General features: G+C 60.0%; 19 protein-coding genes. 9 read left to right on the top strand and 10 right to left on the bottom strand.

What is annotated here, in order from left to right:
* Nucleotides 1–64: 64 nt before the first annotated feature.
* Nucleotides 65–1,552: a sodium/proline symporter PutP gene (gene putP / locus HMPREF2884_RS02435; RefSeq protein ID WP_070615293.1), complete on the bottom strand. Its 1,488-nt coding sequence runs from the start codon at nucleotides 1,550–1,552 to the stop codon at nucleotides 65–67.
* 381 nt (nucleotides 1,553–1,933) lie between these two features.
* On the bottom strand, nucleotides 1,934–2,944 hold the full coding sequence (gene gluQRS / locus HMPREF2884_RS02430) for a tRNA glutamyl-Q(34) synthetase GluQRS (RefSeq protein WP_070615290.1): 1,011 nt from the start codon (nucleotides 2,942–2,944) through the stop codon (nucleotides 1,934–1,936).
* Nucleotides 2,945–3,231: 287 nt separating this feature from the next.
* Here gluQRS and HMPREF2884_RS02425 point away from each other — a divergent pair, with 287 nt between their 5' ends.
* The gene (locus HMPREF2884_RS02425; RefSeq protein WP_070615287.1) at nucleotides 3,232–4,140 is read left to right on the top strand and encodes an MBL fold metallo-hydrolase; all 909 of its coding nucleotides are present in this window, start codon (nucleotides 3,232–3,234) and stop codon (nucleotides 4,138–4,140) included.
* Between the two features lie 108 nt (nucleotides 4,141–4,248).
* Here the strand turns inward: HMPREF2884_RS02425 and HMPREF2884_RS02420 are convergent, their stop codons facing one another.
* The 3 genes from HMPREF2884_RS02420 to HMPREF2884_RS02410 all read right to left on the bottom strand — a co-directional run bounded on the left by HMPREF2884_RS02420 (nucleotide 4,249) and on the right by HMPREF2884_RS02410 (nucleotide 8,497).
* Nucleotides 4,249–5,268: a glycosyltransferase gene (locus tag HMPREF2884_RS02420; protein ID WP_070615284.1), complete on the bottom strand. Its 1,020-nt coding sequence runs from the start codon at nucleotides 5,266–5,268 to the stop codon at nucleotides 4,249–4,251.
* Between the two features lie 277 nt (nucleotides 5,269–5,545).
* Nucleotides 5,546–7,375: a 2-succinyl-5-enolpyruvyl-6-hydroxy-3-cyclohexene-1-carboxylic-acid synthase gene (gene menD, locus HMPREF2884_RS02415; RefSeq protein WP_070615281.1), complete on the bottom strand. Its 1,830-nt coding sequence runs from the start codon at nucleotides 7,373–7,375 to the stop codon at nucleotides 5,546–5,548.
* 78 nt (nucleotides 7,376–7,453) lie between these two features.
* Nucleotides 7,454–8,497, bottom strand: coding sequence for an o-succinylbenzoate synthase (locus tag HMPREF2884_RS02410; RefSeq protein WP_070615280.1), 1,044 nt, complete (start codon nucleotides 8,495–8,497; stop codon nucleotides 7,454–7,456).
* Nucleotides 8,498–8,790: 293 nt separating this feature from the next.
* On the opposite strand from HMPREF2884_RS02410, the gene HMPREF2884_RS02405 reads away from it, so the two are divergent.
* The 3 genes from HMPREF2884_RS02405 to HMPREF2884_RS02395 all read left to right on the top strand — a co-directional run bounded on the left by HMPREF2884_RS02405 (nucleotide 8,791) and on the right by HMPREF2884_RS02395 (nucleotide 12,070).
* Nucleotides 8,791–10,467: a phosphatase PAP2 family protein gene (locus tag HMPREF2884_RS02405; RefSeq protein ID WP_070615277.1), complete on the top strand. Its 1,677-nt coding sequence runs from the start codon at nucleotides 8,791–8,793 to the stop codon at nucleotides 10,465–10,467.
* A 168-nt stretch (nucleotides 10,468–10,635) separates the two neighbouring features.
* Nucleotides 10,636–11,013 (top strand): cupin domain-containing protein, encoded by a 378-nt coding sequence (locus HMPREF2884_RS02400; RefSeq protein ID WP_049327511.1) that lies wholly within the window; start codon nucleotides 10,636–10,638, stop codon nucleotides 11,011–11,013.
* A 223-nt stretch (nucleotides 11,014–11,236) separates the two neighbouring features.
* A complete protein-coding gene (locus HMPREF2884_RS02395; RefSeq protein WP_070615274.1) occupies nucleotides 11,237–12,070 on the top strand; it encodes an oxidoreductase in 834 nt (277 codons plus the stop codon).
* Nucleotides 12,071–12,171: 101 nt separating this feature from the next.
* Here HMPREF2884_RS02395 and HMPREF2884_RS02390 read toward each other — a convergent pair whose 3' ends face one another.
* The 3 genes from HMPREF2884_RS02390 to HMPREF2884_RS02380 all read right to left on the bottom strand — a co-directional run bounded on the left by HMPREF2884_RS02390 (nucleotide 12,172) and on the right by HMPREF2884_RS02380 (nucleotide 14,759).
* On the bottom strand, nucleotides 12,172–12,951 hold the full coding sequence (locus tag HMPREF2884_RS02390) for an amino acid ABC transporter ATP-binding protein (RefSeq protein ID WP_049349160.1): 780 nt from the start codon (nucleotides 12,949–12,951) through the stop codon (nucleotides 12,172–12,174).
* Nucleotides 12,952–12,984: 33 nt separating this feature from the next.
* Nucleotides 12,985–13,788 (bottom strand): amino acid ABC transporter permease, encoded by an 804-nt coding sequence (locus HMPREF2884_RS02385; protein WP_005504788.1) that lies wholly within the window; start codon nucleotides 13,786–13,788, stop codon nucleotides 12,985–12,987.
* A 131-nt stretch (nucleotides 13,789–13,919) separates the two neighbouring features.
* The gene (locus tag HMPREF2884_RS02380) at nucleotides 13,920–14,759 is read right to left on the bottom strand and encodes an ABC transporter substrate-binding protein (RefSeq protein WP_005508313.1); all 840 of its coding nucleotides are present in this window, start codon (nucleotides 14,757–14,759) and stop codon (nucleotides 13,920–13,922) included.
* A gap of 255 nt (nucleotides 14,760–15,014) precedes the next feature.
* Between HMPREF2884_RS02380 and HMPREF2884_RS02375 the strand changes: the two genes are divergently transcribed.
* From HMPREF2884_RS02375 to HMPREF2884_RS08980, 4 genes are all read left to right on the top strand, one after another.
* Nucleotides 15,015–15,746, top strand: coding sequence for a demethylmenaquinone methyltransferase (locus HMPREF2884_RS02375; RefSeq protein ID WP_005504795.1), 732 nt, complete (start codon nucleotides 15,015–15,017; stop codon nucleotides 15,744–15,746).
* A gap of 54 nt (nucleotides 15,747–15,800) precedes the next feature.
* Nucleotides 15,801–16,862 (top strand): polyprenyl synthetase family protein, encoded by a 1,062-nt coding sequence (locus tag HMPREF2884_RS02370; protein WP_005504796.1) that lies wholly within the window; start codon nucleotides 15,801–15,803, stop codon nucleotides 16,860–16,862.
* Nucleotides 16,863–17,241: 379 nt separating this feature from the next.
* Nucleotides 17,242–18,825: a sodium-dependent transporter gene (locus HMPREF2884_RS02365; protein ID WP_070615271.1), complete on the top strand. Its 1,584-nt coding sequence runs from the start codon at nucleotides 17,242–17,244 to the stop codon at nucleotides 18,823–18,825.
* A gap of 8 nt (nucleotides 18,826–18,833) precedes the next feature.
* Complete coding sequence (locus HMPREF2884_RS08980; RefSeq protein WP_083309666.1) at nucleotides 18,834–18,980, top strand: methionine/alanine import family NSS transporter small subunit; 147 nt, start codon at nucleotides 18,834–18,836, stop codon at nucleotides 18,978–18,980.
* Nucleotides 18,981–19,094: 114 nt separating this feature from the next.
* Here HMPREF2884_RS08980 and rarD read toward each other — a convergent pair whose 3' ends face one another.
* Both rarD and HMPREF2884_RS02355 read right to left on the bottom strand, forming a co-directional pair.
* Nucleotides 19,095–20,066 carry an EamA family transporter RarD gene (rarD, locus tag HMPREF2884_RS02360; RefSeq protein WP_070615268.1) on the bottom strand — a complete coding sequence of 324 codons (972 nt, stop codon included), beginning with the start codon at nucleotides 20,064–20,066 and terminating at the stop codon, nucleotides 19,095–19,097.
* Nucleotides 20,067–20,254: 188 nt separating this feature from the next.
* Nucleotides 20,255–21,592: a DUF6882 domain-containing protein gene (locus HMPREF2884_RS02355; protein WP_070615264.1), complete on the bottom strand. Its 1,338-nt coding sequence runs from the start codon at nucleotides 21,590–21,592 to the stop codon at nucleotides 20,255–20,257.
* Nucleotides 21,593–21,872: 280 nt separating this feature from the next.
* On the opposite strand from HMPREF2884_RS02355, the gene HMPREF2884_RS02350 reads away from it, so the two are divergent.
* The gene (locus HMPREF2884_RS02350; protein WP_049338047.1) at nucleotides 21,873–23,207 is read left to right on the top strand and encodes an SseB family protein; all 1,335 of its coding nucleotides are present in this window, start codon (nucleotides 21,873–21,875) and stop codon (nucleotides 23,205–23,207) included.
* The last annotated feature ends 50 nt before the right edge of the window (nucleotides 23,208–23,257 follow it).

Here is a 23,257-nt window from a genome sequence, read left to right as displayed (position 1 = left end):
CTGGAGGTTCGCTGAGCTGTCCTCGATATATCCGCTGAATGCGGAGGTTTATTGAGTCAAACCTTTACTTGACCTTCGCGAGCTCTACCGCGCGGTCGAACTCTTCGTCAATGACCTGGTTCTTCTTGTAGGTGACCAGGGAGACGATGATTGCGACCAGCAATGCCGAAGCGAAGCCGGGAACCATTTCGTAGAGCACGGACTTCATCGGGCTCTGGCCCCATGCGAATGCCACAACGGCACCGGTAATCATGGAGGCGAGTGCACCCTGGGTGGTCAGCTTACGCCAGTAGAGGGAGAGCAGAACGGTCGGGCCGAATGCCGAACCGAAGCCAGCCCAAGCGAATGCGACCAGCTGCAGAATGGAGCTGTTGGGGTTCCATGCCAGGGCACCGGCGACCAGCGCCACGATTGCCACGCCTGCACGGCCGAGCCACAGGGACTTGGATGCGCTGAGCTTCTTCGAGGAGAAGATGCCGTAGAGGTCCTCCACCAGAGCGGAGGAGCACACGATCAGCTGCGAGGAGAGAGTGGACATAATTGCCGCCAGAACCGCAGCCAGAATCAGGCCCGCAACGAGGGGGTGGAACAGAATCTGGGAGAGGTCCAGGAAGACCGACTCAGCGGTTTCCGGGTTGGTGAGGGATGCCTCGGGGTGGCGTGCAAAGTATGCGATACCCATGAACGCGCCGCTCAGTGCGCCGAACACGGTCAGGACCATCCAGCTGATGCCGATGCGGCGGCCGGACTTAGCGTCCGCGGGGGTGCGCATCGCCATGAATCGCACGATAATGTGCGGCTGACCGAAGTAGCCCAAACCCCATGCGAGGGACGAAACGATACCGGCGAAGGTGGTGCCTGCGAAGATGCTCAGTGCGTCGGGGCTTACCTGGCTGATGGACTCAACCACGGGGCCCACGCCGCCGAGGTTAATAATAGTGACGACCGGAACGGCAATCAGTGCTGCGAGCATGAGCAGGCCCTGAACCATGTCGGTGTAGGATGCGCCCATGAAGCCGCCGAAGAAGGTGTAGAACACGGTGATGCCTGCCAGCAGGAGCATACCGGTGTGGTATTCCTGTCCGAAGGAGGACTTGAAGAACAGACCGCCGGACACCATGCCGGAGGAGACGTAGAAGGTGAAGAACACCAGAATCACGACACCGGAGACGATGCGCAGCACGCGCTTGGTGTCATGGAGGCGGTTGCTCAGGAAGACGGGGACGGTCACTGCGTCGCCTGCTACTTCGGTGTAGCTACGCAGTCGCGGTGCCACGAACTTCCAGTTGCACCATGCGCCGATGGTCAGACCGACGGCGAGCCACGCCTGGGAGAGGCCGCTGAGGTAGACGGCGCCGGGCAGACCCATGAGGAGCCAACCGGACATATCGGAGGCGCCCGCTGAGAGAGCGGCGACGGTGGGGGAGAGCTGTCGCCCGCCCAGCACATAGTCGTCAAGACTGTTGTTTTTGCTATTTGCCCATAGGCCGATTGCGATCATGGCAACAAAATAAATCGCCAGCGCGATGACCTGGTATGTACTCGCGGCCATAATGTTCCTTCTCTCCTGGTGATAGTGTGCGCCTGTGTGTATTTATGCGCTACCCCATAACTTTATGAGTGGCATAGGATACAGTCTAGGCTTTGAGGGGCTGAAAATAAAGTCTATTTGACGTCTAGGAATGAGAAGCTATGGAATAAATATGTATTTGCTGTGTAAATTCCTTGGTCGTACACGTGGGGCAATGTGGGAGCGTGTGCGAAAAAGTGCCCGAAAAACCCCTGAAAATCAGGGTTTCGGGCACTTGAGTGAAAGATATGTAGTTGAAAAGCAACGCAAACGCTCAATGGCATATGCATCTAAAACGAATTAAACGAAAAATTTAAAAGCCGTTCGGAGTGTTGAACTGTTACACGACAATGTCACAGAGGCTTAGAGATCCCTCACGACCCACGGTTCAGTAGCCATACGAGCCGGGTCAAAACGCTCCAAAATCGCTGCTGCATTGGGCACTGGAACATCCGCAGAATGAGCGGAACCATCAGCGTTATACACCGGAATAGACGCGGCAATCCACCCCAAAATCGTCGGAATCTCAACGCCCGCCTCACGTAACTGCGGCAGAGTCACCGCACCATCACGCTTCGCCAGGCGCTTACCCTCCTCGTTCAGCGCCAGCGGCACGTGAGCGTAACGCGGCTGCGCCAAACCCAAAAGCTGCGCCAAATACGACTGGCGGGGCGCAGAAGGCAACAGATCATCGCCGCGCACAATCTGCTCAACCCCCACAAAGGCGTCATCCACCACGGAGGTCAGGTTGTAGGCGTAGGTGCCGTCATTACGCACCAGCACAAAATCATCCACCAGGCCGGTGTATGCGCCGTAAAAATCATCCTGCACGGTGTAGCTCGTGCACTCAGCACGCAGGCGCAGAGCCGGCGGACGCTGGGTGCGGCGCTCCTCCCGCTGTGCCTCCGTCAGCTCGCGGCAAGTACCCGGGTAGGCGCCCGGTGCACCGTGCGGGGCGCTCGAGGCCTCCTGAATTTCGCGGCGGGTGCAGTAGCACTCGTACACGAGACCCGCCTCGCGCAGCTGCGCAACCGCCTGCTCATAGGCGGCAAGGCGCGTGCTCTGGTACAGCACACCTGCTTCCTTGCCCTCGGTGCTCTCTGCCGCGCTGCCGGGGCTCGCATCCCAATCCAGACCCAGAGCCGCCAAATCAGCAATCTGGCGTTCCGCCGCGCCCGGGCGCACACGGTCCAGATCCTCCACGCGCAGGTAGAAGGGCTTGCCGCCGCGGCGCGCCATCGCCCACGCCAGAATAGCGGTACGCAAATTACCCAGGTGCAAATCACCCGAAGGGGAGGGGGCGTAGCGTCCGGTGCCGCTGGGGAACGGCAGAGTTGCAAGCTGAGCAGAGGAAAGGCTAGAGGAAGAAGTCATACTCCTATCCTATAGGGCGCGATTTCTGGTTCCTGCTCAGATTCCCACGGGCTCCTCACTGACTGCTCACTGGCTCCTAACCGGCGCTGGACTAGCCGAGGGAACGCGCTACCCGGCTAATCAATCTGTGGAGGTTGTCAAGCATCACGTATCAGCTGTCCGTAGAGGCCGAATTATGCAGAATGATGCACTTTTATCCCCTTAGAGGCGTGCAATAGTGCAAAAATATGTTCTCCAGAAGGCCGAATAGCCCCTCAGTCGCCAAAAATTACAGTAGGGTTGTATCTATGGCTCGTACTATTGAACTCGCAGACGGCGTGTACCGTATTGCGACCGACAACTACCGACTGAACACCGGACTGGTCCTCGGACTGGAACGGGCACTTGTCGTGGATACCGGCGCAGGTCCCCGTCAGGCAACCGAAATCTATGATGAGGTTCGCCGTCTCACGCGCCTTCCTATCACCGTCGTAAACACTCATGGACACTATGAGCGTTTCTTCGGTAACGATGTTTTCGCGGCAATGGGTACCGAAGAATTCTGGGCGCATCCTCGCGCCGCGCGTGCAATCCGTAAATACGGTGAGGCGCAGCGTCCCTACGTCGAGACGCTGGAACCGGAAATGGCACACAATCAGGGTGCCGCCACCAATATTGTTGTTCCCAACCGCCTGGTCGCCAATAGGGGCGACGGCATCACTTTCACCCCCATCGACCTGGGTGAGCGTAGCGCAACCCTCATGTACATGGGACCCGGCCACACCGACGGTGACATTATGGTCGGTGTTGATGACGTGCTGTTCATGGGCGGTCTGATTGAAGAGGGTACCGATCCCTACTTCGAGGATTCTTTCCCCGACCGTTGGATTGATACTCTCGGCGCCGTGCTCGAATTTGATCGCTACCGCGTGTTTGTGCCCGGTAACGGTGAGCCGGTAGACCGCACCTTCGTGGAGCGTGAACGCAACACCATGGTGACCGCTATTGAGTCGATTCGTTCCTCCACTTTAAATCGTGATGACGAGGCGACGACCGCGGCAATGTATAAGCTGCCGTATGCACCGGGTGCTACTCGCTTCCTGCTGGATCGTTTGGCTCAGCTTGAAGGTGCACCGGTAGCGGCATATCTCGAAGCGGATCACCCGGACACCAGTGGTTTCACGGGTCCGATTACTCTGGGTCAGGCTTCGTACTAAAACCCCGTATGCAATATGCCTCATGGGGCATAAATGCAGGTGAGGGCTGGTTTCTATGATAGAAACCAGCCCTCACCTTTTATATACCCATAACCTTAGGGCACGTATTTAGCGCTGAACGTACTGGGCGCGCATTGCCTCGCAATCAGCCGCCAAAGAAGCCGGGACTTCACCCATTGCCTCGCAAAGCTGCACGAAACGGTGACGCCAATCCAGATGCTGCAGAGCCTGACGAATCTGCTGCTCACCCTGCGCTGGAGTCCAGCGGGAGACCGCATCGGCAACCTGCGCGAGGCCCGCGCGTGCATCCGCGTGATCAATGTCGATGGTCGCGCCATCCCAAAGGATTTCACGTACGGTGATGGTGTTCGGAACCTTGCCGACCACGGTCACGCCCGAAGCCAGAGCGTCGGTCCAACGGCCGGTGATGTACTCCTTGGTCGGGTGAGTGTACGGTGCCGGGCTGACCGAAGTGGAGAACGCCAGCAGGAACTTCGCGCGGTTCAGAGAATTCTGCAGGTGCTGAGCCGACTCGCGGTCATTTGCACCGAAGGGCGGGCGGCCCTCAAAGCTCAGACCCAGCTCGCCGGCGAGAGCGGCGGTCGCCTCGTCATCTTCGTAGGCGGCGGGCTGACGGCCCACGCGTAGCAGGTCGGTGCTCTTCGACTCCAGCGCAGCCAGACGGTCAGAGAAAGCACTCCAAACATCCGCACCCCAGGGCAGAACGCCGGGGGCCTTCACGCCCGCGGCAGTCCAGGGCTGAACGTCATCAACGTCCGCAACGAAAATACGGTCGTAGGTGGAGGACTTAGCCACCGCGGGAATACGGTCATCCCAGAAGCTATCAATCACCCAGCCGTAAATCGCGCCGTAGCGGCAGAACGCGAAGGAACGCTGCGAAATGGCGTACAGCTGACCGGGATCAGAAGCAATCACCAGGCAGCGCTTGGAGCCGCCCTTGAGGCGGGGCAGACGCGCCAGAAGCTTCGTTTCCTTGCTGAGGGATGCGCCCACATCCACGGTGTGCACGGTGCCGCCGGTGTAGCGGGCGAGAAGCTCCGCCATGGCGTGTACGGGAACCCAACCGGCTCCAGAGGGGACAGCAACAATAATATCGAGTGAGCTCATGAGAATCCTTGGGAGCAACGTCCGCCGCATGCGCCGGGCTCACCGGGGTAAAACCTCGGGTTGCGGGCGGTGTGCATCAGCGGCAAGAGCGTGAATGTCAATAAATGATAGATAGGGTGCCTTACGTCAGCAGGCGCGCAAAAAACGCGAATGCAGCGGCGAGTGAAACCGCTACGACCGGCTAGCGTTCAGCCACGGAAGGCTATGGCACAGGTAATTTTCAGTATATCGTTCAACCCTGCGCACGGGGCTTAGCCTGCTGCCTTTAGAAACAGCTTTAGGGTGTGTGAATGCGCACCTCAACGCCCGATTCGGTGCCAAACCCGGCAGCCATGCGCGCCAAATCAGTATTCGGGGCGGCAGCCACCGTGAAGAAACGGTCCACAGCGGCGGTGAACTGCTCCTGACGAGCCATATCACCGTGTTCAAGGGTCGTGAAAATACCGCCGCCGGCATCGTCAAAGACCTCAACACGCAGCTCGGGAAGAAGCTCCGTATTCGGCAGGTTCAGCGAGGACACATCGTGCTGGAAGGTCAGGTCACCGCACAGCAGGGTCACCGGCAGGGCGGTACCACCAATGACCGGGCGGGAGTTCTCATCCACACCGGCAGGGTAGTAGCCCGACAGAGACACACCGATAGCGGTCGCAATCGTGCCGTCAATACCGGCAAGACCGCGATTAGCAAACACGCGTGCGGGGGCGGGCTCACCCAGGGCGGGGGCCGCCGCATCCAAATCACGCACCAGGTTTGATGAACCCAGCACCATGAGGCGGCGCTGAGCCACCGCATCCTGCCAGACGCGGCGGGCGTAGGAGCGGCCGGCGGTGCGGTTGCGGTAATCGGTGTAGTCAACCGAGCTCTCAGCACCGGGGTGTTCGTAGGCGGCAATGGCGCGCAGACACTCATCCTGCAGCTCGCGGGCGGGCTCAACCCACTGCTCTAGCCAGCTCAGCTCGTCCACCAGCTCATCAGCGGCAGCAGAGGATGCGCACGCAAACTCGGCAAGCTCATGCGGGGTCGACAGTTCCACGAAGGAGCGAGCGCCCGGCTCGTACCAGCTGGCGCGGCGCGGGGCGTAGAACGCGCACTGAATATCTTTGCGTTCCAGCAGTGCGGTAATCGGGCGCGAGAGCGTCGGGTGGCCGAAGAGCACCACACGCTCAATCTGGGCGGCGGGGGCGAACGAACCATCAGCGAGCAGCTGCGGGTAGTGAGGAATGGAGGTTGCGCCGTGGCGCGCCTCGGAGGAAGGCTCCGCAAACAGTGGCAGGTTCAGCACGCGCGCGAACTCCGCCGCAAACTCGCCGGCACCGTCAGCGGCAACCACCACGGTACGGTGCGCCGGGGTGAACTCCGCCAGGTCCGCCTGCGCCTCCAAAGAATCCAGAAGCCAACGCTGCTCGGCGCTGGAGAGCCCTGAGCCCTCAGCGCGGGCGGCGCGGGCGCGGCCCTCAGCCTGCGGGTCGTAATCCTCCAGCAGGCTCTGCGCCCACTGCGGCAGCATCTGCGCAAAACGACCCGAGGGGGTCAGCGGCGTATCAAAACAAATGTTCAGGTGCACCGGGCCAATCGGCTCGGCAGACTGCTTGCGCCAATGCTCGGCGCTACGACCGGTCAGCGCGTTCAAGCACGCCGCAAAAGCCTGAGTCTGCTCGCCCTCCACCTGCTCGGGGTAGGAGGTCAAATCAGCTTCACCACGCACAAAAGGATAGAAGAAACTCGCCTGGCGGGTCGTCTGATTCACGCCGCTACCGCGCAGACGCTCCGGGCGGTCAGCGCTCAGCACCGCCAGGGGCACACCGGCGTGATACGCCTCCATGACGGCGGGCACGTACTCGCCCAGTGCCGTACCGGAGGTGCACACCAGACCCACGGGCTGACCGGACGCCTTGGCAATACCCAGGGCGGTAAAGGCTGCACTTCGCTCGTCCACGCGCACGTGCGCAATGAGGGCGCCGGCTTCAGCGGCGGCGGCAATAGCGTACGCAAGAGGTGCGCTGCGGGATCCCGGAGACACGACAACATGCCGCATACCGGCACGAATCAGCGAATCGAGCACGGATACTGCGGTGAGCATGGCGGGGGTTGAGCGGTTTTCAGTCACCGTACCATTCTAATGCCGTAAGGTTTTTCATTCAGTTATGGTTACCCTTCACAGGCGCGACCTTGACAACTGCAGTCTTCACAGTCCGCAGGTGCGTTCCAGAACCCGGTAGCAGGCGGTGACGCGCTCCACCCACCACTGGCGGGTCTGCTTGTCGGTGGCGAGACGCTCCAGGCGCTGCAGGCTGGGGGTGATGGTGCGCAGGTCCATGAACCCGTCGCGGGCGATGAGCGGCTCGTCGGTAACGTCCTCAGCCATGAGGGAGACCGTGCCCAGACCGCACCCGTACCTCAAGGTCGGTAGGGAAGCCGCCAGAGAGGCACCGGTGGCAATGCCCACCGAAGACTCCAACGCAGAAGAAACCACCGCCGGAAGCTGCGCCTGCTCCACCAGCGCGAGCGCACGGCGTACACCGCCCAGCGGTGCCGCTTTGATAACCATCAGGTCCGCGGCGTTCGCGCGAGCCACCTTCAGAGGGTCTTCCGCTTTGCGGATTGACTCGTCTGCGGCAATGCGGGCGGGCAGCCCCTCCTTAGCAATGGCAAAGCGGAGCGCAGCCATATCCTCAATGGTTGCCACCGGCTGTTCGGCGTAGATAATGCCGTACTCACAGAACTTGCGCAGCGCATCAAGGGCACCGGCGAGGGCGTAGCCCATGTTCGCGTCCACCTTCAGACGCGCATTCGGGAGCGCCTCGCGCGCGGCGGCCACGCGGGCCACGTCGTCGGCGAGGCTCTGACCCTTCTCCGCCACCTTGATTTTCAGTTCCTGAATCTCACCCTCGTACTTGGCGAGCACCTCCGGCACACGCTCGGCGGGCACCGCGGGCAGGGTCGCGTTCAGCGGGATGCGCGTACGCACCGGCTCCGGGGCAGGCAACCATGCCGCCTCTAGCGCGCAGGCAAGCCACGCCGCAGACTCCTGCGGACCGTACTCGAGGAAGGGCGCGAACTCGCCCCAGCCGTACGGGCCGCAAATCAGCGCGCTCTGGCGGCTATTGACCCCGCGGAAGGTGACCGTCATCGGAATTTCGACCGTGAACAGGTTCTCCAGAACCTCCTGCAGCGGCGGCAGGGGAGTGTTCGTGAGGTGAAAACCGTAGCCGAGAGGCGGCACGCTCATACTGGTGTTCAAGGTATCTGCCCTTCTGTGATGCGCTATGAGCTCACCATAACATTCTGGGGGCGGGTGGGTGCGCTCGCACCCTGTCACGCATTCTCTGGAAACTCTCAGGTTGTGGTCGAAAAAACTTTAGTTTTTCATAGCTTAACCTGGGATAGTAGGTAGTTATTCGCCCGAGAACTCGGACGGTGCTTCGCATAAAACGGCAGCTTGGGGGCTACCGTTTTGAGGGGCTGGCATCGGCGGGCTCGGGTATGGCTAACAGACATGAGGGCAAGAAGGTACGAAGGGGTATGAAGAAGAAAACACCGGCAAATACATCGGGTTCGGGAAACTCCGGTTGGGAGAGTTCCGAAAACCTCGATGCTACCAGTGTGCTTCACCCCGCTGATGTGCATGCGGCCGCTGCTGACAATGCGCCCACTACGGTGTTTTCCTCTGATGAGACTGCGGTGCTTTCTGATTATCAGGACCCGACTGCGGTGCTTTCTGATTATCAGGATGCTACCCAGGTGCTCACCTCCCACGAAACGGCTACCCCTGCCGCTACGCACAGTGATGACCGTACGAAAGTTTTGATGGATTACGGTTCGTCGCCGGCTCACGAAGCTACGTCTGTGGGTTCTGCAAATGCGGGTTCCGTAAACGCTGAATCGGCGAATACCGAAGTTATTTCTTCGCACCAGGACTCTACAGAAGTTATTGGCGCGACCCGTCCTTTGCCGCGCGTTTACCGTGCCCCCATTAAGATTCCTGAGACGATTCCCTCGCCGCAGGAACGCGCTTCCCAGGGGCACTACGGTGCGGATGAACCCATGCAGGCTACGCGCCGCCTTGACCCGCCGAGGCCTCCCGTAAGCGGTTTCCCACTGAACGCCAATATGGGTGCTGGACACATGGGCGCTCCTCAGATGGGTGCTGAACAGATAAGCGCCCAGCAGCCGCTTCCCCAGCGTGTGCCGCCGCAGGCACCTCCGCAGCCGGTGGCTTATCCTCCCGAGGCGTATCCTGCCGCCGCCTACCCGAACGGTGCGTATGTTCAGACCGGTCAGGTTCCCGTGGATGCTTCGGGCCGCCCGGTGAATCGTCCCGGCGAAGAGCAGGGGCACCATCTTCCGAGTACCAGTATTTTGATGCGTCACGTGATGGCGTTGCTGTTCTTGGGCCTGTCTCTCTACGGCGCGTTTGTGTTCTTCATTTACACGACGACCGGCCAGCAGGTTGATGAGCAGGCGTACACCGAGTACGCGAACCAGTTCAAGAGTTACCGCGGTCCGACCCTGACGGCGCTGGATTCTTTGCCCACGATTGTTGGTGTGATTGCGGTGCTGGGTCTGATTGCGGTGCTGATTTGGAAGCACCGGTTCCTGCCCTCGCTGATTGGCGTGCTAGTTGGGGCTGCGGCGGTGACGAGTACGTATCTGCTTAAGCACTATCTGATCGTGAAGCCCGACCTGGGCGTTCAGGAGGCGCTGAGCAACTCGGCGCCCAGTGGCCACACGACCTTCGCGGCGGCGGCTGGCGCGGCGCTCTTTTTGGCGGCGCCTCGTTTCTTGCGGCCCACGGTGGCTCTCTGCGCGGCGTTGGCGACCTGCCTGACGGGCGCCTCCACGATTATTAATGGTTGGCACCGCCCGGCGGATGTGGTGACCGCTATTCTGGTCACCGCCATCTGGACGGTTGTGGGTATGGGTGTGTTGCGTTATGTGCGTCCGGCAGATTTTGCGGTGCCGGCGCGTGGTGGTTTGGTGCTGGTGCCGTTGATGACGATTGCAACGCTGTTCCTGTCGTTCTGCGCGGTGATCCTGTATCTGATTGCGATTTTTGCGCCGATTCCCGGTGGTGCGTTTACTGCGGCGACCTGCATGATTATTGCGGTGAGCTTTGGTACGACGGCGCTGATGGTGAACCTGTTGCGTCCGCGTAATAGTAATCGCTCCGCGTATTCGAAGGTGTGGAGTTACCAGTAAATGTTGTTCCCCTCCTTGCGCGGGATGTTTCAGTTCGATGTGAGCTGAGGTATTGTCCCGGCGTGGGGAGGGGAATACAATATAAGAAATTTAGTATTTTTAATACCAATATTAGGGAGGGGGTTGCGCACCCCCTTTCACTCACCCCTGAAGAGAAAGGTGCGTACCATGGCAGGTACCCACGAAGGCCGCGTCCTCGTATTCCCCCAGCTCACCGAAGCGCTGACCCCCTTTGAAGATAAGCCCCAGGCTCGCAAGATTGTTGATGCCGACGGCGGCAACCTGACCCTCATGGAACTGGCTGCAGGCCAGTCCTGGCATGAGCACCACAGCGTGCACCCCATCTTCGTGCAGGTGCTCAAGGGCGAGGTGATCTTCCATGTGAAGGACCGCGATATTACCTTGGTGCCCGGCAAGCCGATTCACGTGACCGCTAAGCTGCTGCACTCCCTGCGCGCCGTGAAGGACTCCACCCTGCTGGTGACCATGCTGACCGGCGAATCGCACCCCGAACCCAAGGTCAACATTGACGTCGAAGAGGTCTAAACCCCGGCCTCAAAACCCCTGACCCCAAAACCTTAGCTCGCCGCCGCATCTGCACAGGATGCCGCGGCGAGCTTTTTATCTGCCTTCCTGCTCTCACATGTGCTGGCGAGAATGCCCTCACGCTACGCCCTGAGCTTTTTGCACGCCGGTTCGTCCCGCGCGAGCGTACCCTGAGAAGTACACTCCCGCTAACATTCCAGGGAGCAACCCGAAAGGATACGCAATGCCCAAGTCACTGCAACGCCCGGTCGTTCTTCTCACCGGGGCCAGCTCCGGTATTGGCTACGACGTGGCGCCGCTACTGGTGCGCTACGGCTACACCGTCTACGGTGCCGCCCGCCGCGTTGAGAAGATTGAAGAGCTCGCCTCCGAGGGTGTGAAAGCGCTCAGTCTGGATGTTGCCGATGAAGCATCCATGGAAGCCGCCGTACAGCAGATTATTGACGCAGAAGGCCGCATTGACGTGCTCATCAACAATGCAGGCTACGGATCCTACGGCGCCATTGAAGACGTCCCCATCGACGAGGCACGCCGCCAGTTCGAGGTGAACCTCTTCGGCCTGGCGCGCCTCACCCAGCTGGTACTGCCGCATATGCGCGCACGGGGCAGCGGGCGCATCCTGAATATCTCCTCGATGGCGGGGCGTATTACCTCGCCCCTGGGTGCCTGGTACCACGCCACCAAGTACGCCCTTGAGGCGTTCAGTGATGCACTGCGCATGGAAGTTGAAGAGTTCGGTATTGACGTGGTCATTATCGAGCCCGGCGGCATCAAGACCCCCTGGGGACTCATTGCGGCAGACCACCTGGAGGAATCCTCCCGAAACGGTGTCTACGCGGCTCAGGCGCAGCGGGTTGCGGCAAATATGCGTAAGCTCTACTCGCCGTCCTCTAACCTTTCAGAGCCCAAGGTTATCTCTAACGCTATTCTGCGAGCCCTGGAGGCGCGCCGCCCCAAGACCCGCTACCTGGTAGGTTTCGGTGCTAAGCCCTCCGTGTTCCTGCATACCGTGCTACCGGACCGTCTCTTTGACAAGGTGGCGCGCCGTATCTTCTAGAACCGAAATAGCGGCGAACTAGAGCATTAAAAAGCGGGCGGTGCTGCGCGAAACAGAATGTTTCGTACAGCACCGCCCGCTACGTTTTTCAAGAGCTAGTACTAGTCTACTACGGCGTGGGTCGGATCGAGCACGCGCGCCAAGAAAGCCTGAGTACGTTCGTGCTGGGGGTTGCCAATCACCTGATCGGCGGGACCCTCCTCCACGACCACGCCATCGGCCATGAAGACGACCTTATCGGCGACCTCGCGGGCGAACGCCATCTCGTGGGTCACCACGATCATGGTCATGCCCTCGTCGGCAAGGTTGCGCATAATGCTCAGAACCTCGCCGACCATCTCCGGGTCGAGCGCACTGGTCGGTTCGTCGAAGAGCATCAGGTCCGGGTTCATGGACAGCGCACGCGCAATAGCCACACGCTGCTGCTGACCACCGGACAGCTGAGCCGGGAAGCGGTCTTCCTTGCCTTCCAGACCAACCTTGGCGAGCTGCTCGAGGGCAACCGCCTCCGCCTCCGCCTTGGAACGACCCAGAACCTTAATCTGAGCGATAGTGCAGTTATCCAGAATGTTCAGGTGGCCGAACAGATTGAACTGCTGGAACACCATACCCATATGGGTACGCACGCGGTTAATGTCTACGTCCGGGTCGGTAACCTCGGTATCACCCACCATGATAGTGCCGTCGTTCGGCTCCTCCAGCAGGTTCACGCAACGCAACAGGGTGGACTTGCCGGAACCCGAAGGGCCGATAAGGCACACGACCTCGCCCGGCTCGACCTGCATGTCAATGCCCTTGAGAACCTGAACCTTGCCGTAGGACTTGTGCAGGTTAGAAATGCGCACCGAGGAGGCGGCCATGGATGAAGTTGAAGCAGTCATAGTATCTTCCGTAATCCGTATCTGTCGTTGCGCTTACTTGCGGCCCGCAAGCTGGGTGCGGCGCTCAAAGTATGCGGAAAGCTGGCCCAGCGGAACAGTGATAATCAGGTAGCACAGACCCGCAACCACCAGGGGAGTCAGGCCCGCGTTAGCGGCGGTCAGGCCCTCACGACCGAACTTCGCCAGCTCGTACTGAGAAACCGTTACGCCCAGCAGGTACACGAGGGAGGAGTCCTTGGTCAGCAAGATAACCTCGTTGGTCAGCGGGGGCAGAACCACGCGGAACGCCTGAGGAATAATGATCGAAATCATCGCGCGAGTGTGGGACATACCCAGGGAGCGTGCCGCCTCCATCTGGCCCTTCGGGATCGCCTGCAGGCCCGCACGGAGAACCTCACTAATGTAAGCAGCCGAAACCATACCCAGGGACAGGGTCACCGGAATCAGGTTATCCACGAAGCGGATCTTGAACGCCAGAGGAATACCGTAACCGAACGCGAAGAAAACCAGCAGTGCCGGGATACCGCGGAAAAGCTCCACGTACAGGGTCGCAATCCAACGGTAGGGGGCGATAGAAGAAATACGCATGAGCGCCAGCAGCAGACCGCCGGAGAGGCCCACGATGAAGCCCAAGGTGGTGTACAGCAGGGTGTTCTTCAACGCCACGGTGATGACGTCGGGGAACTGCTGAGCCGCAACGTCCAGGTTGAATACCTGCTGGCTGAGGGTCTTCCAGTCAGCCAGAAGAATGGCTGCCAGGGCGATAACTGCCAGAAGGGCGTACTGTGCGTAGCGGAAGAGCTTCTGCTTCTGACGGGGTGAGAGTTTAGAGGACATGCGCTTTCTTATCCGTGTGCTGTTCGGTCAAGAGCGTTCTACACGCTCACAAGGGGTAAAGGCCGGAGAATCCCCCAACCCAAAAGTAATAAGGGTACTCCTGAATTGGGGGAGACTAACCGGCTAGATGCTTAGGAAGCGGAGGAAGAGGCGCTCGCGGAGGTGGAGGAAGTGGCACCAACCCACTTGGCCTTCATCTTGTCGAGTTCGCCGTTTTCCTTGAGCTTGGCGATGGTAGCGTTTGCCTTGGTCAGCAGTGCCTTGTTGTTGGAGGAAACTGCTGCGGCAATCTGCTCGGTGTTCTCGGAATCCTGGTAGGCGATCTTGAAGGAGTCCGGGTCATTGGTCAGTGCCTCGGACACCACGGAGAGGTTCGCTGCGACTGCCTTGACCTGACCGGTCTTCAGGGCGGAGAACATGAGGGAGGTGTCTTCGTACTGGATGACCTCTGCACCGTTTTCCTTGGCGTAGGTTTCACCGCTGGTTGCCTGCTGTGCACCAACGCTGACACCCTTCAGGTCTGCGGCGGAGGTGATGGAGGAACCCTTGGGAACCAGGATTGCCAGGTTGTCGTCGAAGTAGACGGTGGTGAATTCCATCTTGCTCTTACGTTCGTCGGTCACGCCGATACCGGCAAGGGCGATATCGCACTGACCGGTGGCCAGGCCGGTACCGGAGTCCAGGCCCTCAAAGCTGATGGAGGTCAGCTGAGCCTTCACACCCAGATCAGAGGCGATAGCGTTGGCGATGTCTGCATCCAGCCCGACGATGGTGCCGTTTTCTTCGTATTCGAAGGGCTTGTAGGGGGTGTTGGTGCAGACGCTGAGGGTGCCGGACTTGACGAGGCTGACCTCGCCGTTGGCGTCGGAGTTCTCGTTGGCGGTAGAGACGCAGCCGGTCAGCGCTAGGGGCAGTACTGCCAGCAGTGCGAGGGGCTTAAGGGATGCCTTCTTGAGGGATGCGGTGTTCATTGGGATGCTCCTGTGTGGGGTGTGCTCTATGAAATCTATGGTCTATTGTGCGCGCCTATGTTAAAAAATGCAAGTATATACATAAATATTCATAAATTTTTGCTGAATATGGATAATTCACACTCCCAAAAACTGAATAAAACCCCGAATTAGCGACTCGAAAACCACTCCAGAACGCACCTTAACGCACCGTGCGACACTACTACGGTTTACCCAACTATCGAATCTAGTAACCTCCATGCCACAATTGAGAGCGTGAACGCAGAGAAGAACACCCGCGCAACCCGCGCAACCCTAGACAAGAAAACCAGCGACATCGCCGCCATGTTCGATACCGTAGCCGAACGCTACGACCTCATGAACGGCATCCTCTCCCTCGGCCAGCACATCTACTGGCGCAAGCAGGCAGTCGCAGCCGTAGACGCGCACCCCGGTCAGAAAGTGCTGGACGTAGCCGCAGGCACCGGAGTCTCCTCCGAACCCTTCGCCGACGCCGGCGTGGACGTCATCGCAGCAGACCTCTCCGAAGGCATGCTCGACGTGGGTCGCCGCCGCCGCCCCGACATGACCTTCGTGCAGGCAGACGTCACCGCTCTACCCTTCGACGACGAAACCTTCGACGCAGTGACCATGTCCTACGGTCTGCGCAACGTCGCCAACTACCCCAAGGCGTTGAGCGAAATCTACCGCGTGCTCAAGCCCGGCGGACGCATCGTCATCCTCGAGTTCTCCACCCCGACCTTCGCCCCCTTCGGCGCGGTCTACAAGAACTACATCATGAAGGCAATCCCGCCGATTGCCCGCGCAATCTCCTCCAACCCCGAATCCTACGAATACCTCGCCGAGTCCATCATCACCTGGCCCAACCAGCAGGAACTGGCGCAGAAGTTCAAGGAGGCGGGCTTCACCTCCGTACAGTACCGCAACCTCACCGGCGGCATCGTCGCCATTCACCGCGGTTTCAAGCCTGAAGCACACAACGCATAGATACCGCGTTCACACACCACCGAAGACACCAACACCAAGAAGATAGAAGACACCGTGAGCAACGCAGAGCAGCCCATTGCCGCAACCGACCTGCTGGGAGACCTCGACCTGAAGCTTCCCGCAGGCTTCGAACTCATCGCCGCAGACCCCAAGCTGGGTCCGCAGATTCTTTCCTCCCTCGCACGTATTGAGGAGCGCCTGGCAGAAGCCATCGCACAGACCGACCACCTTGCGGACGTCGCATCCCGTCACCTGCTCTCCGCGGGCGGCAAGCGCGTGCGCCCCCTGCTGGCGCTGCTCTGCGCAGCCGTAGACGGCGAAATCAACGATGACGTCATCGAAGCCGCCGTGGTCGTTGAGCTGACCCACCTGGCAACCCTCTACCACGACGATGTTATGGACGACGCCCCCAAGCGCCGCGGCGTGGACAGCGCCCAGATGATTTGGGGTAACTCCGTCGCCATTCTCACCGGCGACCTGATCTTCTCCCGCGCATCCCTGCTGGTCTCCGAGCTGGGTACCCGCCCCATGAAGATTCAGTCCCAGACCTTCGAACGTCTGGTGCTCGGTCAGCTCTTTGAGACCACCGGCCCCCGCGAGGGTCAGGACCTGCTGGACCACTACATTGCCGTCATTGAGGGTAAGACCGGCTCCCTGATTGCCGCAGCCGGCGAGTACGGCTCCCTGCTTTCGGGTGCTTCCGAAGAGGTTATCTCCATGGTCAAGGCGTACGGCGAGCTGGTCGGCGTGGCATTCCAGCTGGCTGACGACGTGATTGACATTGTGAGCGACGGCAAGACCAGCGGCAAGACCCGCGGCACCGACCTGCGCGAGGGCGTGCCGACCCTGCCGACCATCCTGCTGGACCGCGCGGTAGCCGCCGGCGACGAATCTGCTATTGCTGTTCGCGCTCTGCTGGATGCCGACCTCAGCTCCGACGAGGCTCTGGAGACCGCTGTGGAGGCGCTCGCCGCCCACCCGGTCACCCAGGAAGCATGGCAGATCGCCTACGACTGGGCGGACCGCGCGATTGCCGCGATTGCTCCGTTGCCCGAATCCACCGCGAAGGCTGCGCTGGAGTCCTTCGCTCACGCTGTGGTTCACCGCGAAGGCTAAAACCCGTCGTGTAGCGTGTGCCCTGGCGTAAGTGCTGATGCGTCTCATACTTCAAAACCCCCGCTGAATCTGACTGGATTCAGCGGGGGTTTTCTGCATTATGGCTAGTCAGTGCCGGTTTTCAGGGTAGGTATGAGCGGGTGCCCTGTCCCGCATAGTTCCGTATGCTGGGGTCTCCTTGACCGCTATATGCCTTTAAGGTAATCCTTATAGGCATGCCTGAGGCGCACATCCACCCTTCAGACGTTTGACGGCTCCCACGCCCAACCCGTGTTGGAGAGCCGTTTACTATTTCTGGACGCGAGCAGAGCCCCACCCACCCCGACGGGTTATTCTCGCACCAACCATCCGCGTCCCCACACATTCGAGGTTTACAACTATGGGAGCATCTACCCCTAAGGCGCCCACGAAGCGCGAAGGCTTCTCTAGCCGTCGCGTCTTTATCTTTGCCGCCATCGGTTCTGCTGTTGGTCTGGGCAATATTTGGCGTTTCCCCTACATCGCATTTGATAACGGCGGCGGCGCCTTCATGATTCCCTATATTGTCGCCCTGCTGACCGCCGGTCTGACCTTCCTGTTCTTTGACTACGCAATCGGTCACCGTGCGCGTGCGTCGTCCCCGCTGGCTTTCCGCCGTCTGAACCGTAAGACCGAGTTCATTGGCTGGTGGCACATGGGTATCAACTTTGTCATCGCTATCTACTACGCCGCTATTGTGGCGTGGGCTCTGCGTTACATGGTTTTCTCTTTCACGAATGAGTGGGGCGATAACCCGAAGGCGTTCTTCCAGGGCGAGTTCTTGAAGGTCGCAAAGGATCCCGGCGTCTCCTTGGACTTCAACATGAACATCCTGATTCCCATGGTTCTGGTGTGGGGCGTTCTGCTTGCTGTGATGGCTCTGGGTGTTCAGAAGGGCGTGGGCGCAGCCAACATTATCTTCATCCCGCTGCTGCTGGTCATGTTCGTTGGTTTGGTGATTTACTCGCTGACCCTGCCTGGTGCTGTGGACGGCTTGAACGCTTTGTTCACCCCCAGCTGGGACTCCCTGGCTAACCCCGATGTGTGGGTTGCTGCTTACGGTCAGATTTTCTTCTCGCTGTCCATTGGCTTCGGCATTATGGTCACCTATTCTTCCTATCTGAAGCCTAAGACTGACCTGACCGGTTCCGGTGCTGTGGTTGGTTTCGCGAACTCCGGTTTCGAGCTTCTTGCTGGTATTGGTGTGTTCGCGGCTCTGGGCTTCATGGCTCAGGCTGCTGGCACCCAGGTGAGCGAGGTTGCGACCAGCGGTATTGGTCTGGCGTTCATCGCGTTCCCGACCATTATTTCTCAGGCGCCCGGCGGCGTGCTGATTGGTATCCTCTTCTTCGGCTCCCTGCTCTTTGCTGGTTTCACCTCCCTGATCTCGATTCTTGAGGTGATTATCGCTGGTATTCAGGATAAGTTCGCGACGTCCCGTCTGGCGTCTACCATTCTGGTGATTGTTCCGATGGCTCTGATTTCGCTACTGCTGATGCCGACCACCACCGGCCTGTACGTACTGGATATTCTCGATAACTTCGTGAACCTCTTCGGTATTCTGGCTGCCGGCCTGTGCGCCATTATCGTGGTTGCATACGTGGTGCGTGCTCTGCCCGCTCTGGCTGAGCACCTGAACCGCTACTCCTCCATCAAGGTCGGCAAGATCTGGATGGGTCTGCTGGCTGTCGTGACTCCGCTGGTTCTGGGTTACTCCCTGATTCAGAGCGTTTGGAAGCTGATTCAGACTCCGTATGAGGGTTACCCCGCGGATCTGCTGGCGATTTTCGGTTGGGGCATGAGCGCACTGCTGGTGGTTGGCGCGATTGTTATTTCTCTTTTGCCCTGGTCGAAGAAGTCTCGTGCGGCTGAAGAGCCGCCGGCACCTCCGGTGATTTCCGGTCAGGTGGAGCACGGCCACGTTGATTCGACTATTACCCGTTAGGAGCCCTCATGTCTATCTCCGCAATTGTGATGCTCATTGTGGCAATCCTGATCATTTGGGGTGGCCTGGGTTTGGCTCTGCTGAACCTGCACCGTCATCCGGATCTGGATGCTCTCGATGCTGCTGCTGCTGAAGCTCAGGGGTCTGAGCTTTAGCGTGTGAACGCGATATAAAGTGATGCCCCGCAGGCTAAGGTCTGCGGGGCATCACTTTGTTGTATGCGGGAGTGTATTTTGTGCGGGACAGTGTTTTAGCCGGGTTGGGGAGAGCTACTTGCTCTGTACGTCTTCAGCTTTTACGAGCGGGATCATGCCGGTTTCCGGGTCGGACAGCGCGGAGGCGCGGTAGGAGCGGGAGGCACGCACCGCATCCACGGTGAAAATGATGAGCGCAATCCAGATGAGGCTCAGACCCAGCACCTTATCGGCGCTCATCTGCTCGTGCAGAACGGTCAGCGCCAGAACAAATTGGATGGTCGGGCCCAGGTACTGCACCATGCCAATGACTGACAGCGGTAGCACCTTGGTTGCCGCCGCAAAGAGCATGAGGGGCACAACGGTGACCACGCCGGTGGATGCGAGAAGCCAGAAGTGCCCGGCACCTTCGCTGAAGAGGGTCATTTGTCCCTGAGCATTGAGCACAAAGAGGGCGGCAATGCCGAAGGGCGCCAGAATCAGAGTTTCGAGAGAGAGTGAAACGATGGGGCTCACGTCGTGGGCTACGCGTGCCTTGAGCAGGCCGTAGATGCCGAAGGAGAACGCCAGGCCCAGACCCGTCCAGGGCACCTGACCATAGATGAGGCTCATCATCAGCACCGCGATACATGAAATTGCGACGGATACCCACTGCGCGGCGCGCAGGCGCTCCTGCAGGAAAATCACGCCCAGCACCACGGAGACCAGCGGGTTAATGAAATATCCCAGGGACGCATCAATCGTGTGACCGCTGGTTGTTGCCATCACGTAGATAAGCCAGTTCGCGCAGATGAGGAACGATGCCGCCGTCAGCACCAGCATGATGCGGCGGTCCTTGAGGGCGCGGCGGAAGTCCGCGGTTGCCCGCACAATCGGTAGTAGCAGGGCGCAGAAAATGAGGGAGAAGACCACTCGCGCCACCACAATCTCAATCGGTCCTGCCGGCGCCATCAGCACAAAATACAGGGGGAGCAGACCCCAAATGATGTAGGTGCCGATGATGGTGATAAACCCGTTGCGGGTGGTGTGCTTCTGCGTTTCTGACATGGTTTCGTCTGACCTGATTCTTCGGTTACGTTCTTCTAAGCTATTCATCGGGATGCGCCGGCTGGGTATCCACACAGGTTTCGATGCGCGCACACTACTGTACCCGATACAGGGTGCAGCATACGCTATAGATGCCTCAGGCGCGGTACCACGAGGATACCGCGCCTGAGGAGTGCTGCGTATTCGGTTTAGAGGCCGAAGAAGCGGGAGAAGAAGCCCTTCTTCTTGGGCTGCTCTGCCTCGCGGCGTGCAGTTTCTTCCTGCTCGCGGCGGGCTGCCTCTTCGCGCTCTGCCTGCAGGTCGGGAGCTGCGCCAGCGTTGCGGATGGGCTCCACGTGCTGCTCTTCGTATTCTGCTGCGGGCTGCTCGGCCTCTGCGGGCTGCTCAGCTACAGTCTCAACGGCGACCGGCTCCTCAGCGTACTCTGCGGAAGCCTCAACGGTCTCGTACTCGGGCTGCTCGGCGCCGATGGACTCGTCAGTGTAGACGCGAGCCTGCTCGGTCTCCTCTGCCTCGTACTCGCCGGGCAGGGTCTCCACGGTGACCAAGCCGGGCTCTGCGTACTCTGCCGGCTCCTGATCGAAGGGAGCCTCGTCGGCGGGGTAGAGGTTCTCGGTGCTCTCGACGCCGGGTACCTCGGTCTCTGCGACCGGTGCGTGCTCGGCGATCTCGACCGCGCGCTCAGCTTCGGCCTCGGCACGTGCGGCGGCGCGTTCTGCTGCCTCCTGCTCGCGCTGTGCGTTCTGAGCGGCTGCCTCTGCGGCTGCCACGCGCTCAATCTCGGCGCGCAGTGCGGCGAGGGATTCGCGACGCTGTGCGGCAGCGGCTGCGCACTGCTCCAGAACCTCGGGGCCAACCTGGGGCTCAGCCTGCTCGATGCCGCTGATGCGACCCTCGTCGAACCACAGGCGCAGGGCACCGTCGGTTGCGGTCAGCACGGCGGTTGCCTCGGTGTCCCAGGCGATGTGGAAGCCGCGCTGCTGAGCGTAGGAGTCCACCGCCAGAACCTGGTTGTGGATTTCTTCGCTCTGCAGGGTCTTCGCGATTACGCGACCGATACCCTTGTAGGTCGGGGCCTCGAGGGTCAGCTCGGCACCCTCCAGCAGGGTCCATGCGCGCACGCCAGCGCCCGCGGGCAGCGGGTAGTGTGCGTACAGGCCGCTGATGGTCTTGGTTGCCAGGGTCAGGCGGCGTGCCAGGGACTCGGAGAGGGGCAGCTCGTCGGTGGTCAGTTCGGCCAGGCCGTCACGCTCACCGGTTTCGCGCGCCTGAATAGCAGCGGAAACAACGGAGTCGGGGAAGTAGCCCAGCTGCTGCCAAGACCAAATCCAAGTACCGCGGTTCTCGGATTCGGTGCCCAGCAGGTGCGGCTTGAGCGAAAGCGGGGGAGTGGTCTCAAAATCCAGAGACTGGGAGGTGAAATCCACGTTCCACTCGGAGGTACCCACGAGCTCAGCGAGTCGAGCCTGGTACTCGGTGGAGATAAAGATCGATGCGTCGATAAGGTCCTGCAGAGAATTCGTCATGCTTCAAGATTATCAACCTTTTAGCGTTCACTATGCCGTGTATCCCCGGTTTTGGGGTGCGCTTTAGGCGTATTGGACGTTAAGAGGGTCGAATGCACCGTCTGTAAGAGGTGTAGGGGAGAGGTAGAGCATATATCTTTCGGCGTAAACTATCTGCGTTGAGTGCCTGTGTTCGTTAGAATCGAAGAGACGGCTTCTTCCGGCACCCTGTAAGCCGACACTACGACCGAACACGGATGCCTCCAGCCGCGCCGTATTCACACTCAAGGATGTATGAACTATGACTGAACCCCGCCTCGCCGAGACGAGTAGCCGCGCCGCGCGCATCCAGGATGCGCTGAACAACATTGGAAGCTGGCTGCTGGATGTCGTTAGTGTTGACCCCGGCTGGAGCGAAATGGTGCTGGACGTCAAACCTCTGGCAGGTCAGATTTTCGTGCGTGTGCGTGAATTCCGCGACGGTGAAGAGTTCATTGGCACTATCGGCCCGCTCAAGGACGGCTCGCCCATTATTGCTGAGGTTCGCAAGTTGCAGCGTGCCGCCTACGACGGTAACCGCGGCACCTGGTTCACCGCCTCCATTGTGGTGGCGGCAACCGGCTGGCCGAACCCGCAGTTCAGCGTGGGTGCCTCCTATAACCGTGACGATGAGCCCGCCAGCTGGAAGAATGAAGGCACCCTGACCGCGACCGACGTGCGTGAGCACCTGACTGAGTTCCCGCGTGACGCGTCGCGTATTCCCGCCTGGGCTCGTGAACGTATGGAGGGTCGCGCCCGCCACTCTGCCGCCGCAGCGCTGTCTTCGAGCGAGCACGAGATTCCGAACCCCTACCTGGTCGCCGCTCTTGAGACGTTCCGTAACGATGTGCAGGAGCGAACCCTCATTAACGTGGTTCGCACGATGCTCGGCGGCGACGTTCTACTGGATGCGACCGGTTCCCTGCTGATTCCGTCTGAGACCGACCCGATGGGCCCCGAGTCGGTGCTGACCCACCAGGTTATTCGCATGCCCGAGACCGGTATGCAGGCGCTGTGCGTGTTCTCCTCCTCCGAGCACATTGGCAAGAGCTACGTGCGTCAGGAGTCCGAGGGCGACGAGCTGATTCTGCGCGAACCGGCGATGAAGGTCTTTATCGATTTCCTCGGCAACGAGGCGCTGGACCTGATTGTGGTTGACCCCGGCACCGACCACGAGTGCTACATTGAGCGCGCTCAGGTGCAGTGGATTGTCACTTCGCCCCGTAACGACGGCGCGAAGATGGCGCTGACCCAGGACAACATGCAGATGCTACTCGGCTCGCTGGTGTCCCCGGCGTCCGTGCTGCTGGTGGGTGTTGACCCGGCTGACCCGTCCGGTACCTCTTTCGTCTTTGACCCGGATGAGAACGGCAACCCGCAGAGTCTGCTGGTGTTCACTTCGCCCATTGAGATTGCGGCACTGGATCCGCATATTGAGGTGCGTTCGGCGAACGCCCTGGATATTCTGCGTTACGCCCTGGAGATTGGTGCTCCGAGCGTGAAGGTGAACGCGATTAACCCCTCCACGGTGTTGACCGCGGCGCAGATTCGCGAGCTGCTGGAGATTGTGGGCTCTCAGCCCCGCATGGGTGCCTAAGCTCCTGCATTAAATAACTTAAACCGTTGAGGCGGCGACACTACTCGTGT

The organism is Rothia sp. HMSC073B08 (assembly GCF_001812975.1).
GTDB classification, from domain to species: Bacteria; Actinomycetota; Actinomycetes; order Actinomycetales; family Micrococcaceae; genus Rothia; species Rothia mucilaginosa.
Note: the sequence above shows the minus strand (reverse complement) of the source record. Positions and strands in the feature narration are given on the sequence as shown.